We start from the raw sequence: 13,849 nt of genomic DNA, 5'->3' as shown, positions 1-13,849 counted from the left end.
ATCGGCATAGGGGACGGCCATGAGGCCGTACCCCTGCCACACCACCCGGCATGCGGGTCCGCACCGGGCGGTTCGGGAAGTTGAGGTTAGGAGAGCCGGGGTACACCCAGCCGGTCGAAGTAAGCGATGCTCAGCACACTCTTGAGCAGCCGGTCACTATTGCGCCACCAGCGACGACTGTTGGCCGCCACCTGTTGTGCCACCGTGAACGGCGCACCCAGCACACGCAGCGCCCGGTAAATCGTCGTGCCACGGCGCCAGTGTTTAAGCTGGATAGCCCGCAGCCGGTGACGCACCCATTTGTCCAATTCCAGCCAGACTCGTGGCGTTTGCGCCAGCCGGAAGTACGCTTTCCAACCCTGCACATAAGACCGTAACCGCTCTACCACTTCCTTCATGCTGCGCCCGCCAGAGCGACGGGTCAGTTCACGGATACGGTGTTTGAACGCCTGCAGCGGTTTGGCCGCCACCTTGCGCTTCACTACACCGCCCCGAGCGACCCACAGGCTGTAGCCCAGAAACTTGCGACCGAACACACTCGCGACCGCACTTTTGGTCTCGTTGACCTTCAGACGCAGTCGACCATACAGGCGTCGCAGCAGCGCCATCACCCGTTCGCCCGCACGACGGCTCCGAACGTAAACATTCGCGTCGTCGGCGTAGCGTGCGAAGCAGTGACCCCGCCGCTCCAGTTCCTTGTCCACCTCGTCGAGCAGTACGTTGGCCAGCAGTGGGGATAGCGGGCCGCCCTGCGGCGTGCCCTGATCCCGCTGCTGGACCACGCCGTCATCCATGATGCCGCTGTTCAGGTACGCACGGATCAGCCGGATTACGCCAGCGTCTCCAATCCGCTTCTGCAAACGGTCGATCAGGATGTCGTGGTTGACCCGGTCGAAGAACTTCTCCAGATCAACGTCCACCACGATTCGCCGGCCTGACTGCACGTACGATTGCGCGGCGAGTACTGCGTCGTGCGCACGCCGTCCGGGCCGGAAGCCGTAGCTGTGCTCGCTGAAGGTAGGGTCCAGAACCGGCTGCAAGACTTGCAGCAACGCCTGCTGGATCAGCCGATCCGTTACCGTCGGGATACCCAGCTCGCGCTCGCCCCCGTCTGGCTTTGGAATCGTCACCCGACGTACCGGACTGGGCCGGTACCTCCCCTTCAGCAACTGCTCTCGGATCACAGGCCACGCCGTCACCAGATGACGCGACGTCTGGTCAATATCCAGACCGTCCACGCCCGCGGCTCCTCCGTTAGCCCGTACCCGTTTGAACGCCTGCTTCAGGTTCTTTCTCGTCAGCGCCGCTTCCAGCAGCGCTGACCCTGTGTTCCCGAGTTCATGCCGCGGGCAGTAGGCTTCGTCGCTCACGGGTACACGCGCGGCTTCACCGCGCCCTACTCCCACTCGCCCCGTTTGCACGGGCATCTGACGCATTACCTGTCGCATCGACATGACGTTGAACACTCCTTCCCGTTCGGCCCTTCGTCACCAGCTTCAGCCTCCCCGGCTTATCCTGTGACTACTATGGCCTCTGCTGACTTCTCGCTCCGGCTCGACACCGTCGCCCTTTCAGGCATGAGGCGAGATCTCCCCAGGTAAGAACGCACTCCTTCACTGCACAGCCGCCGGATCTACGCCACCGCCCCTTGATCACGAGAGCTTTGCGGTTACATGCCCGCTCGCCCTGATCGGTAACGCCTTCTATCCGGTTCTTGTCCATCGGCTCGCAGTTTCGCTCCACGCTTCCTCCCCACGTCGGGTCGCCCTCACGCAGTTGCGCTTCGCTTCGCTCGCTGTGATCAACTTACGGTGGGACTTGCACCCACTGGAGTGCGCCCATGCTGGGCGCACATGTGAAAAAAGGCGGGACCGCTCGGTAGCGGTCCCGCCTTTTTATTTGGCAGAAGCTCTCCGGTCGACCGGAGAGCTGCCGGCCTAGCTTTCCGCCGTAACGACCAGCCGCTCGGGCGCCAATACGCCCTCGCCTTGCTTCGCGACACCCAGCAGACGCCCTTCTCCTGCATACACACGCACGCGGGGCGCATTCACGGCTTCGCCGCTAATGGTCAGTTCGGAGAGTTTCAGACGCTGACCGTGCAGGAAACGACGGGTCGCGTCCTCGTCCAGTGTGACGCGCGGGAATGTGGACAACAATGCATCGACGGGTTGCAGCCACGCATCTCGCTCGCTCCCGGTCGCGTCGGACAACGCGTCGAGCGTCACCGAATTCTCCAACGTCAGCGCGCCGACGCCGGTACGCCGCAGTGCGACCAGATGCGCACCGCAACCGAGCGCCTCACCGATATCTTCGGCCAGGGTGCGCACATAGGTGCCTTTACTGCACGTCACGCGAAACGTCACGTCGGGCAATGCGCACGCCAGCATCTCGAGCGAGAGAATCGTCACCTGACGCCCTTCCCGCTCGACCGTCTGGCCCGCGCGCGCGTATTCGTACAGCGGCTTGCCATCGCGCTTGAGTGCCGAATACATCGGTGGGATCTGAACGATATCGCCGAGAAACTTCTGCATCGCCACCTGGACCGCCGCCTGATCGCACGTCACGTCGCGCGTGTCGATCGGCTCGCCTTCGGCGTCGCCCGTGGTCGTGCGGATACCGAGGCGCATGGTGGCCTCATAGGTCTTGTCGGCTTCGAGCAGATCTTGCGAAAACTTGGTGGCTTCACCAAAACACAGCGGCAAGAGACCTGTGGCAAGGGGGTCGAGCGTGCCGGTGTGACCTGCCTTTTTGGCCAGGTAGAGGCGCTTTGCGCGAATCAGGGCGTCGTTGCTCGACAGGCCAAGCGGCTTGTCGAGCAGCAGCACGCCGTCGAGCGCGCGACGCGGCACGCGGGAGCGTTGAGGTGCGGTCATGTCAGAAAGACAGGGTCTTCGAAGTGTGCGGAAACAGCGCTAAACGAACTGCGGCTGAGGCAATGCAACTGAGGCATTGCCACGCTTCAGTCTTCTTTCGCGCGATTGGCGTTCGCCTCGTCGATCAGACGGGACATTTCAACGGCCCGTTCGATCGTCTGATCGTAATGGAAATGCAGTGTCGGCACGGTGTGGATATGCAGGCGCTTGAACAGCTGATTGTGCAGATGGCCGGCCGCGTGCTGAAGTGCTTCGAGTGTCTGTTGCGGATCGCCGGTCAGCGTCGTGAAGTAGACCTTCGCGTGCGCGTAGTCGGGCGTCAGCTCGACGCTTTGAATCGTGACGAGACCGATGCGCGGATCCTTGACCTCGCGCAGCAGCTCGGACAGGTCGCGCTGGATCTGATCGGCGATCTGCACGTTGCGATTAGGAGAAGAACGTTTTTTAGGCATGATGTTTGTGTGATCCGTTCTGACGGATGCAAAAAAGTTGTTCGCGCAAGCCGCGGCGGGTTTTGCCGGGTCATTGCCCGGCCGTCGCTACGTCGCTACGTCGTTACCTGGCCGGCGGCGATACGGCTTGATAGCGGCTGCAAGCCACTGCGGGGCGCATTGCACGACAAAATGCGCCGGCCCAAAGACAACGGGCGGAGCGGGCGCTTAAGCCCGCTCCGCCCGTTGAGCCAATGCCGCGTGAATTACAGCGTACGCGCGACTTCGGTAACTTCGAAGACTTCGAACTGATCGCCTTCGACGATATCGTTGAAGTTCTTGATCGACATACCGCACTCGAAGCCTTGACGGACTTCCTTCACGTCGTCCTTGAAGCGCTTGAGCGAATCGAGCTCGCCCGTGAAGATGACGACGTTGTTGCGCAGCACGCGCACCGACGAGGAACGCTTGACGAAACCGTCCGTGACCATACAACCGGCCACCGCGCCGATCTTCGGTACCTTGAAGACCTGACGCACTTCGACCGTACCCGTCACGATTTCGCGCTTCTCCGGCGCCAGCATGCCCGACATCGCGGCCTTCACTTCATCCACTGCGTCATAGATGATGTTGTAGTAGCGAATATCGACACCGTTGCTTTCCGCCAGCTTGCGCGCCTGGGCATCCGCACGGGTGTTGAAGCCGATGATGACCGCCTTCGAAGCCGTAGCCAGGTTGACGTCCGACTCGCTGATGCCGCCGACTGCGCCGTGCACGATCTGCACGCGAACTTCGTCGGTCGACAGCTTGAGCAGCGACTGCACCAAAGCTTCCTGCGAACCCTGCACGTCGGCCTTGACGATGAGCGGCATGTACGCCACTTCGCCTTCGCCCATCTGCTCCAGCATGTTCTCGAGCTTCGCGGCCTGCTGCTTGGCCAGCTTGACGTCGCGGAACTTGCCTTGACGGAACAGCGCAACTTCACGCGCCTTGCGGTCGTCCGGCATGACGATGACTTCTTCGCCTGCTTGCGGCACTTCCGACAGACCTTGAATCTCAACCGGGATCGACGGGCCTGCCGACTTGGTCGGCTTGCCGGTTTCGTCGAGCATGGCTCGCACACGACCGTAAGCGCTACCTGCCAGCACCACGTCGCCGCGGTTCAGCGTACCCGACTGGACCAGGATCGTTGCAACCGGACCCTTACCCTTGTCGAGCTTCGCTTCAATGACGAGACCCTTGGCCGGCGCTTCGACCGGTGCCTTCAGTTCCAGCACTTCGGCTTGCAACAGCACGTTTTCCAGCAGTTCGTCGATACCCGTGCCGGTTTTCGCCGACACCGACACGAACGGCGAATCGCCACCGTATTCTTCCGGCACGACGCCTTCCGCAACGAGTTCCTGCTTCACGCGGTCCGGATTCGCATCCGGCTTGTCGATCTTGTTGATCGCGACGACGAGCGGCACACCGCCTGCCTTCGCGTGGGCAATCGCTTCCTTCGTTTGCGGCATCACGCCGTCGTCGGCTGCGACCACCAGAATCACGATGTCGGTTGCCTTCGCGCCGCGAGCACGCATAGCCGTAAACGCTTCGTGGCCCGGCGTGTCGAGGAACGTGATGACGCCGCGCGGCGTTTCGACGTGATAAGCGCCGATGTGCTGCGTAATCCCGCCCGCTTCGCCCGCTGCAACCTTGGCGCGGCGGATGTAGTCGAGCAGCGACGTCTTGCCGTGGTCGACGTGACCCATGACCGTGACGACCGGCGGACGCGGCAATGCTTCTGCGTCCGTGATTTCGCCTTCGACCAGCATCGCTTCCGGGTCGTCCAGCTTGGCCGCAACCGCATGGTGGCCCAGTTCCTCGACGATGATCATCGCCGTTTCCTGGTCCAGCATCTGGTTGATCGTGACCATCTGGCCGAGCTTCATCATCGACTTGATGACTTCCGAAGCCTTCACCGCCATCTTGTGCGCCAGATCGGCAACCGTGATGGTTTCCGGCACGTGCACTTCACGCACGATCGGTTCGGTCGGCGCCTGGAACGTGGTGTTCTGATCCTGATGCTTGCCGCGACCCTTCGGGCCACCGCGCCAGCCGCGATCGACACCGCCGCTCGAATCGCCACGCGTCTTGATACCACGGCGCTTCGCTGCGTCGTCCTGCCAGCCGCCCTTGCCGCCGCCCGGCTTCTTCTTGTCGCCTGCCGACGGCGTGGTCGTGGCAGCCGGAGCCGCTGCTGCAGCCGGCTTCTTGGCTGCCGGACGCGCCGGTGCTGCGCCTTCCGGACGCGCCGGCTTGTGCAGCGTGCCCTTGGCTTCGGCCGCCTTGGCCGGCTCAGCGGGCTTCGGTGCCGGTTCCGGCGCCTTGACCTGCGCTTTGCGCGGCGTGTTCATCATTTCGCGAATCGCACGCGCTTCCGCTTCTGCGGCCGCACGGCGCTTGCTGACTTCTTCCTGCTCGGCGCGCGTTTTCTCGGCGGCCTGACGCGCTGCGTCTTCCGCTTTCTTCGCCGCTTCGCGTTGCGCCGCGCGTTCTGCCGCTGCGCGCTCGTCGTCCTGCTCGCTTTCCTTGGCAACCGCCGGCTCCGCAGCCTTGGCCGCGACCGGTTCAGCCTTCGCGGCTGCCGGCTGGGCAGTCTGGGCCGGCTTCGCAGCCTGAGCCTGCTCGCGCGCCGCCGCTTCAGCCGCGGCAGCAGCCGCCGCGCGTTTCTTGGCTGCTTCTTCTTCCGCCCGACGGCGTTCGGCTTCAGCAGCCTCTTCACGCGCCTGACGTTCAGCTTCTTCGCGCTCGAGTTGTTCCTGACGCGCCTTCAACTCCTGAGCCTGCTTTTCGAGCAGCTCGGCTTCGTGACGAGCTTCCTCTTCACGGCGCTGGAGTTCGAGATCGTCGACGTCGGCCTCGGCCACATGATTCGATGCATCGCCGCCTTCAGCGGCGGATTCGTCGCGGCGGACGAAAGTGCGCTTCTTGCGCACCTCGACCTGAATGGTGCGAGCTTTGCCCGTCGCGTCGGATTGCTTGATCTCCGACGTATGCCGTTTCGTCAGCGTGATCTTGCGCTTGTCCGCATCAGTCGAGCCGTGAGACTTGCGCAAGTGGTCGAGCAGACGCGCCTTGTCCGTTTCGGACAAGCTGTCGTCTTCGCTCGCTTTGGTGACGCCCGCCGCCTGCAGCTGCTCGAGCAGCACGCCTGCAGGCATTTTCAGTTCCGCGGCAAATTGGGCTACGTTGTTACTCGCCATTCATTCCTCTTAATGCAAGGACCGATTCCTTGCGGTTAGCATCGGGTCATGCGGCCTGACGGCCGCGTTCAATTTAGTGCGCCATGGTCATTTCTCACTGGAACCAGTGTTCACGTGCTTTCATGATCAACGCCTTAGCGGCATCCTCTTCCATTCCGGTCATCTCGACCAGTTCATCCACAGCCAGCTCGGCGAGTTCGTCGCGCGTCTGGATCTGATGTTCGGCAAGCTTGGCGAGCAGGTCGGCATCCATGCCATCCAGGCTCTTCAGGTCGAGCGCAACATTTTCGACCTTTTCTTCATTCGCGATCGCCAACGTCAACAACGCATCGCGCGAGCGATTACGCAGTTCGTGAACGGTGTCTTCGTCGAATGCTTCGATTTCGAGCATCTCGTTGAGCGGCACATAAGCGATCTCTTCGAGGCTCGTAAAGCCTTCGTCGATCAGGATGTCGGCGACTTCTTCGTCGACATCGAGACGCGCCATGAACAGGTCGCGCAGTACACCGCGCTCCTGATTCTGCTTTTGCGCGGATTCGTCCGGCGTCATGATGTTGATCTGCCAGCCGGTGAGTTCGCTGGCAAGACGCACGTTCTGGCCACTGCGGCCGATCGCGACCGCCAGTTCGTTTTCGTCTACGACGACGTCCATCGAATGCTTTTCTTCATCGACGACGATCGACTGGACGGCTGCCGGCGCGAGCGCGCCGATCACAAACTGTGCGGGATCTTCCGACCATAGCACGATGTCGACGTTTTCGCCACCGAGCTCGTTGCGCACGGCCTGGACACGCGAACCGCGGATACCGACGCAGGTGCCGATCGGATCGATGCGCTTGTCGTAAGCGACCACGCCGATCTTGGCGCGCACGCCCGGATCGCGGGCCGCCGCCTTGATTTCCAGCAGGCCCTGTTCGATTTCAGGCACTTCCATTTCGAACAGCTTCATCAGGAATTCGGGCGCCGTACGCGACAACTCGATCTGCGGACCGCGAGCGGTGCGATCGACCTTCGCGATATAGGCACGCACGCGGTCGCCCACGCGCAGGTTTTCCTTCGGAATCAGCTGGTCGCGGCGCAGCAGCGCTTCGACACGGCCGGTTTCGACGATGAAGTTGCCCTTGTCGAGGCGCTTCACCGAGCCGGTCATGATGTGCTCGCCGCGCTCGAGGAAGTCGTTCAGGATCTGCTCGCGTTCCGCGTCGCGCACCTTCTGCAGGATCACCTGCTTGGCGGCCTGCGCGCCGATACGGCCGAATTCGATCGACGGCACCGGTTCTTCGATGTATTCGTCGAGCTGGATTTCCGGCTTCTGCTCACGTGCTTCGAACAGCAGGATTTCCTGATCCGGCTCCTGCAGACCCGCTTCGTCCGGCACCACTTTCCAGCGGCGAAACGTTTCGTGCTCGCCGCTTTCACGGTCGATCTGGACGCGGATGTCCGCATCTTCTTCGAAGAGTTTCTTGGAGGCCGAAGCGAGGGCCGCCTCGAGCGCGGCAAATACCACGTCTTTATCGACGTTCTTCTCGCGTGCCAGCGCATCCACCAGCATCAACACTTCGCGACTCATTGTTTGCGGCTCCTAAAGTCAACTTTCGGAACGAGGCGTGCCTTATCGATATCCGCGACGGTGAAATCGAGCATCGCGGCGCCTTCCTTCCCTTCAAATTCCAGACCGATCGTCTCGCCTTGCGGAGCATGCAGGATGCCCCGGTACGATTTCCGTCCGTCCAATGGCTTTTTCAATGTGATCACCACTTCGCTGCCTGCGAAGCGTTCGAAATCCGCCAGTTTTTTCAGCGGGCGGTCGAGACCCGGCGACGACACTTCAAGCCGCTCGTAATCGATATTTTCGACCGTCAGAACGTGCTGGAGCTGACGCGTGACTTTCTCGCAGTCTTCGATCGCAATGCCGGCCGGCTGGTCGATATAAATACACAAGCTGCCGCGCCCGGTGCGCTCGAGATCGACGAGCTCGTAGCCGAGTCCCACGACCGTGGTTTCAATCAGTTCCGTCAGTTGCACTTTGCCCTCTTAGATGTTCGCGCAGCGAGCCTGCCGCCTGTTTTGCAAACAACCAATGCGGGCCGCGCGCCTAGCTGGCGCACGTTCGTGCTACCCGAGATGCCAAACCACTTAGAACTGAGCGGCAAAAAAAAATGGGCTAAACGCCCATCATCTTATTACCGGTGGTCGCACCTGAGCCGCACATGAAAAGCCGCACGCCCAGCGACTTCGTGATTGTAGCCATTTTTCGGGACAAACGCAAACCGCAGAACGCCGCGCGAGGCGCATTTCCGCTTGATTTCATGGGAATCTTTCAGCGATATGACGACACGCCGGCCCTTTTGCAAGGCGGCCTGCACCGCCTCGGACCCGTGCCGGACAAGCAGGGGCGGCAAACTCTGCCCCTACTTATGCGCACGCCGCGGATTCCGCGGATTCCATGCGTCACGAGAAAACCGTGGCACGCGTCGATCGATTCCGACGGCGGCGAAGCGTAAATCGTTAAGGAACGATCAACGGCCGACCGTCATGCCAGCAGCACTTGCTGCTTAACGGCCACGCGTGCGGCCGCGCGGCGCACCACCGCCACGATTGGCACCGCCCGCGTTGGCATTGCCGCCACCCGCGCGATTGGCGTTGCCGCCGCGATTGCCACCCGGCCCGCGGCTGCCGCCGCCCGGATTGCCGCCGGGACCGCCTGGGCGCTTGCCGCCGCCCGCCGCACGGTTGCCATTGCCGGACGGCGCGCGATTGCCGTCGACGTCGCGACCGCCACGCGGGCCAGGAGCAGGGCCACCGCCCATCGGGCCGCTAAAGCCGCCGGCGCTGCGGCCTGCGCCGCGATTGCCGTAGCCGCCACCGCTGCCGAAACCGCCGCCCGCGCCACCGCCGAAGCCGCCACCCGCCGCACCGCGGCGACCTTGGCCACGCGGTTGCTGCTGATCAAACCGGCCATGCGACATCAGCACCGGTTCACGGCCGATAAAGCCCATCGACGTTTGCATCGGATCCGGCTGCTTGCGCTCCGGCGCCGAATTGCGGCTGCCGCGCTCTTCCGACGGCGCCTTCAGACCGACCGACGCCATCAGCGCACGCACCTGATTGTCTTCGAGTTCTTCCCAGCGGCCGCGCTTGAGCCCCTTGGGCAGCGAGATCGGGCCATGCCGCGTACGGATCAGGCGGCTGACCATCAGGCCTGCTGCCTCGAACATACGGCGCACTTCGCGATTACGCCCTTCGGCGAGCGCGACGTGATACCAATGATTGGTGCCTTCGCCGCCGCCATCGCGGATGCGCAGGAAATTCGCCGGACCGTCTTCCAGCTCGACGCCGTGCAACAGCTTCTGACGCATGCCTTCCGCCAGTTCGCCGACCACGCGCACCGCATATTCACGCTCGACGCTGTAACGCGGATGCATGAAACGGTTTGCCAGATCGCCCGAGGTGGTCAGCATCAGCAGACCTTCGGTGTTGAAGTCGAGGCGGCCGACCGCAAGCCACTTGGCGGTCTTCATGGGCGGCAGCTTGTCGAATACCGACGGGCGGCCTTCCGGATCGGCATGGCTGACGATTTCGCCGGTCGGTTTGTGATACAGCAGCACGCGCGGCGGCTTGTTGGCCAGCTTGCGCTTGACCGGCTTGCCGTTGATGCGGACCTGATCGGTCGGCATGATGCGCTGGCCGATATGAGCCGGCTCACCGTTCACCGACACGCGGCCGGCGACGATCAGTTCTTCCATGTCGCGGCGCGAGCCCATGCCGGCTTCAGCCAGCACTTTGTGCAGCTTCGGCGCGTCGTCGTCTGCGGCGAGAACCCGCTTGGGCGCGGCCGGTTTGCCACGGCGCAACATCGGGGCACGCACGCCGCCGGTAGCGCTGTTGTCGGCATCGAATGCGGGCGATGTGACGTACGAGAACAGGTCGTCCGGACTCGCTTCGGTTGCGGCTGCCACCACCGGCGCTTCACCGCCCCGGCGATTCTGACGCTGACCGCCTTCGCGCGGCTGACGCTCACGCTGACCCTCACGTTGACCTTCACGCGGTCCGCCCTCGCGAGGCGCACCCTCGCGTTGACCGCCTTCACGCTTCGCGCCGCCCGCATTGCGGCGCGGGCCCTTGGCGCCCGCTTCCTTGCGCGGCATACGCACCTGTGCGGCCACCTCGCCGTCCGGCGGTGTTTCAGTGACGACCGGCGCGCCTTGCGCGGGTGCGCCTTCGGCGCCCTTCGTCTTCGCTCCGGCGCGGCGCCGCGCGATCAGGCTGCGCGGCCCGCGACGCAGACCGCGGCGCGGACGGTCTTCGCCGTCTGCTTCCGTGGTCTGTGCCGGGCGCTCGCCTTCGCCTGCCGACGCTTGCGTGGTGCGCGCTTCGTCGGCGCGTGCCGACGGCACGGCGCGCTCGGATTCGGACGAATCGGTGTCGTGGGTATGTGTCAAAACAACCTCAAAATGTCAGGTCGCGCACGCCCATTGCGGGCGTGGCAAAAAAAGTTCGGTTCCGTCAGGCGCTGCGCGACTCGGGTTCGTCGTCGGTCAGAATGCCTGCGTCCTGCGCGGCATCGCGACCATCCTCTGGATCGTCGTGCGCCGCTATGGTCGGGTTCGGCTCGGCGGCGTGCTCCGTATCGCGGAGTACGCCCGAGTCGTGCGCGGGTGTTGCCAGATCGGCCTGGGAGACCGGATCGTGATTCTGTGCGGGCTCGGCAGCGCCATCGTGCGATTCAGCGTTTGCCGCTTCAACATGTTCCTGCGCGGCCGCGGCTTCAACGGCATCCTGAAGTAACTCAGGTGCCGGCGCGACGTTCGCGGCGCCGTGCGTGGCCTCGGCGGGTTCAGTGGCCTCGTGGACTTCGGCTGCCCCATCGGCTTCGGCCGAAGCCGTGTGCTGCGTCTGATCGGCCGGCGCCGGGTGCTCCTCAGCGTATTCGCTGGCGACATCCGCTTCTGCTCCTGCCGGCACGCCTGCAACGGAGTCCGCCTGTTCATCAAGCGCGCCCGCTTCGACCGACGCCAATGCCTGTGCGGTCTCGGCCTCGGAAAATTCGATCGCATGCTGACCGAGCAGATCCGCGTTCAGCTGCGCCGACGGATCGGCGAGCGGTGGCAGTTCGTCGAGCGCCTTCAAACCGAGGTCGTCGAGAAATTGCCGCGTGGTCGCGTACAACGCCGGACGGCCTGGCACGTCACGATGGCCGATCACCTCGATCCAGCCGCGATCCTCGAGCTGCTTGACGACCTGCGTATTCACCGTGACGCCGCGAATCTCTTCGATATCGCCGCGCGTGACCGGTTGCCTGTACGCAATGATCGCGAGCGTCTCAAGCACCGCGCGCGAATATTTCGGCGGTTTCTCGGGATGCAAACGATCCAGGTACGAACGCATCGCGGGCTTGCTTTGAAATCGCCACCCCGACGCCAGCCCGACCAGCTCCACACCGCGCCCAGACCAATCCTGCTTGAGGTCTTCGAGCAAATTCCGAACAGTGTCTGCCGACACGCCGTCGGCAAAGAGCTTGCGCAAATCGACGAGCTTTAACGGCTCCTGCGCGCAGATCAAGGCAGTCTCGAGGACGATCTTCGCCTCTTGGGTATTCATGCAGCTAGGTCAGACCCTGTGGTCAAAGAACCGGATCAAACAGACGATGTGGAACTGAAGACGCGCTCGCCCGATTCTGATCGGTCATATTGATGGGAGCACGCACCGGGGGGAGGCGAAACAGGCAATCGAGCCAAACCCAGCCGGACGGAGCAGCGATATTCCTGAAAGGAATCGCGTGACTGAGCGCCATATTACGCAAAAACAACCGGTGCGTAAAGACGAAATCCCCGGCGCATTTTTTAGCTATGCCTCAATACGTCCGCTTAAACGGCAAAGCTGGCGGAAGCGAACAGGAATCTAGCCCGGCCAGGCCCGGAATTGGCTCGCAACTGGCCTTCAGGCCGGGCCGCCTGACCGCTCCACCCTGCGTCAATGCGTGCCGTGCTGCGCCAGGAACCGCCTTAGACGCTCGACCCCCGCGTCCAGCCGGACGGGGTCGCAGGCATAGCACCAGCGCACGAAACCCTCGCCTTCCAGACCGAACGCGCTGCCAGGCGCCACGCCCAGGCCCACTTCGCGCACCATGGCCTTGCATAGCTCGAGGCTGCGCGACGCACCCGGCATCGAGAAAAAAAGATACATCGCCCCGGGCGGCGCTTTCACGTTCACACCGGGCACGGCGGATAGCGCATGCACCAGATGGTCACGCGATGCCCTCAGGTCGTGCACCAGGTCCTGCGTGAAGCGCTCGCCCTGCTGGACGGCCGCGATTCCCGCCTGCTGGACAAAATCCGGCGCGCACGACGTGTTGTATTCGACCAACTTGCCCAGGTCATCCATTAGCGAGGCCGGCGCGACGAGCCAGCCAAGCCGCCAGCCGGTCATCAGCCACGCTTTGGAAAACGAGTTGACGCAGATCACGCGCTCGTCGCGCGTGGCCAGATCCAGAAACGACGGCGCCGTGCGCGAACCGGCACCGGGCGCACCAGAGCCGGCGTCCGGATAATAAAGACGCTCGTAGACTTCGTCGGCAACGATCCAGATACCGTGACGACGGCAGTGCGCCAGCACGGCGCGCTGCTCGTCGCGGCTCATGACCCAGCCGGTCGGATTGTTCGGCGAGTTGATCAGGAGCATCTTTGTAGCGGGCGTCAACGCCGCCAGTAGTTGCTCGAGATCGAGTTGCCAGCCGCGCTCGCCGTAGCCCAGCGCGACAGTTTCCACATGCGCGCCCAGAATCTTGGGAATCTCGACCAGATTCGGCCATAGCGGCGTTACCGCGACGACCCGGTCGCCCGCGCCGACCACCAGCTGCGCGGCCAGCATCAAGGCGTTGACGCCGGCGCTTGTCACCGCGATATGGTCGGGCGACGTCACCCCGTGCAGTTCGCTGACGTAGTCCGCGAGCGCCGCGCGCAGCGGCGCGATGCCCAGGTTGTGCGTATAGAAGGTAGCGCCGGCGGCCAACGCCGCGCTGGCGGCGTCGCGGATGAAGGCCGGGGTCACCCGGTTGGACTCGCCGAACCAGAACGGCAGCACGTCGGCGACACCGAAACCGGCATTCGCGACTTCACGGATCTGCGACGGACGCAGTGCGCGCACGGCATCGCGCGCGTTGGGGATGGAGGGTACAAGCAGATCCGATTCGCTCATCGAGGCTTCCAGACGGTGATGGACAGGTACCAGGCTATGGGTCGAGGCTGTTGCCTGGCAGAGACAACAGTTTAGCGCGGCGCCTGTTTTGAGGACGGCGAAGCCA

Annotated in this window: 10 protein-coding genes; 1 reads left to right on the top strand and 9 read right to left on the bottom strand. The window is 63.4% G+C overall.

Going from position 1 to position 13,849, the window contains the following annotated elements; all coding sequences use genetic code 11:
- Positions 1-86: 86 nt before the first annotated feature.
- The 6 genes from ltrA to rimP form a co-directional block, all read right to left on the bottom strand.
- Entirely contained in the window at positions 87-1,454 is a 1,368-nt protein-coding gene (gene ltrA / locus BCY88_RS06205; RefSeq protein ID WP_120343410.1) for a group II intron reverse transcriptase/maturase, read from the bottom strand.
- A gap of 483 nt (positions 1,455-1,937) precedes the next feature.
- Positions 1,938-2,873 carry a tRNA pseudouridine(55) synthase TruB gene (truB, locus tag BCY88_RS06195; RefSeq protein WP_120343409.1) on the bottom strand — a complete coding sequence of 312 codons (936 nt, stop codon included), beginning with the start codon at positions 2,871-2,873 and terminating at the stop codon, positions 1,938-1,940.
- Positions 2,874-2,959: 86 nt separating this feature from the next.
- Positions 2,960-3,325, bottom strand: a complete 366-nt coding sequence (rbfA, locus tag BCY88_RS06190; RefSeq protein ID WP_028199735.1) for a 30S ribosome-binding factor RbfA — start codon at positions 3,323-3,325, stop codon at positions 2,960-2,962.
- Positions 3,326-3,570: 245 nt separating this feature from the next.
- Positions 3,571-6,546: a translation initiation factor IF-2 gene (infB, locus tag BCY88_RS06185; RefSeq protein ID WP_120343408.1), complete on the bottom strand. Its 2,976-nt coding sequence runs from the start codon at positions 6,544-6,546 to the stop codon at positions 3,571-3,573.
- A 94-nt stretch (positions 6,547-6,640) separates the two neighbouring features.
- Positions 6,641-8,116 carry a transcription termination factor NusA gene (gene nusA / locus BCY88_RS06180; protein ID WP_115782614.1) on the bottom strand — a complete coding sequence of 492 codons (1,476 nt, stop codon included), beginning with the start codon at positions 8,114-8,116 and terminating at the stop codon, positions 6,641-6,643.
- Positions 8,113-8,571 carry a ribosome maturation factor RimP gene (rimP, locus tag BCY88_RS06175; RefSeq protein WP_074286020.1) on the bottom strand — a complete coding sequence of 153 codons (459 nt, stop codon included), beginning with the start codon at positions 8,569-8,571 and terminating at the stop codon, positions 8,113-8,115. Before rimP ends, nusA begins: the two co-directional genes overlap by 4 nt.
- Before the next feature lie 185 nt (positions 8,572-8,756).
- On the opposite strand from rimP, the gene BCY88_RS06170 reads away from it, so the two are divergent.
- On the top strand, positions 8,757-9,050 hold the full coding sequence (locus tag BCY88_RS06170) for a hypothetical protein (protein WP_120343407.1): 294 nt from the start codon (positions 8,757-8,759) through the stop codon (positions 9,048-9,050).
- Positions 9,051-9,101: 51 nt separating this feature from the next.
- On the opposite strand, the gene rluB is transcribed toward BCY88_RS06170, so the two are convergent.
- From rluB to BCY88_RS06155, 3 genes are all read right to left on the bottom strand, one after another.
- A complete protein-coding gene (gene rluB / locus BCY88_RS06165; protein ID WP_120343406.1) occupies positions 9,102-10,988 on the bottom strand; it encodes a 23S rRNA pseudouridine(2605) synthase RluB in 1,887 nt (628 codons plus the stop codon).
- Between the two features lie 64 nt (positions 10,989-11,052).
- Entirely contained in the window at positions 11,053-12,147 is a 1,095-nt protein-coding gene (scpB, locus tag BCY88_RS06160; RefSeq protein ID WP_120343405.1) for an SMC-Scp complex subunit ScpB, read from the bottom strand.
- A gap of 372 nt (positions 12,148-12,519) precedes the next feature.
- Positions 12,520-13,743, bottom strand: a complete 1,224-nt coding sequence (locus BCY88_RS06155; RefSeq protein ID WP_120343404.1) for a pyridoxal phosphate-dependent aminotransferase — start codon at positions 13,741-13,743, stop codon at positions 12,520-12,522.
- Between the last annotated feature and the right edge of the window lie 106 nt (positions 13,744-13,849).

The organism is Paraburkholderia fungorum (genome assembly GCF_003610895.1).
Classification (GTDB): domain Bacteria; phylum Pseudomonadota; class Gammaproteobacteria; order Burkholderiales; family Burkholderiaceae; genus Paraburkholderia; species Paraburkholderia fungorum_B.
Note: the sequence above shows the minus strand (reverse complement) of the source record. Positions and strands in the feature narration are given on the sequence as shown.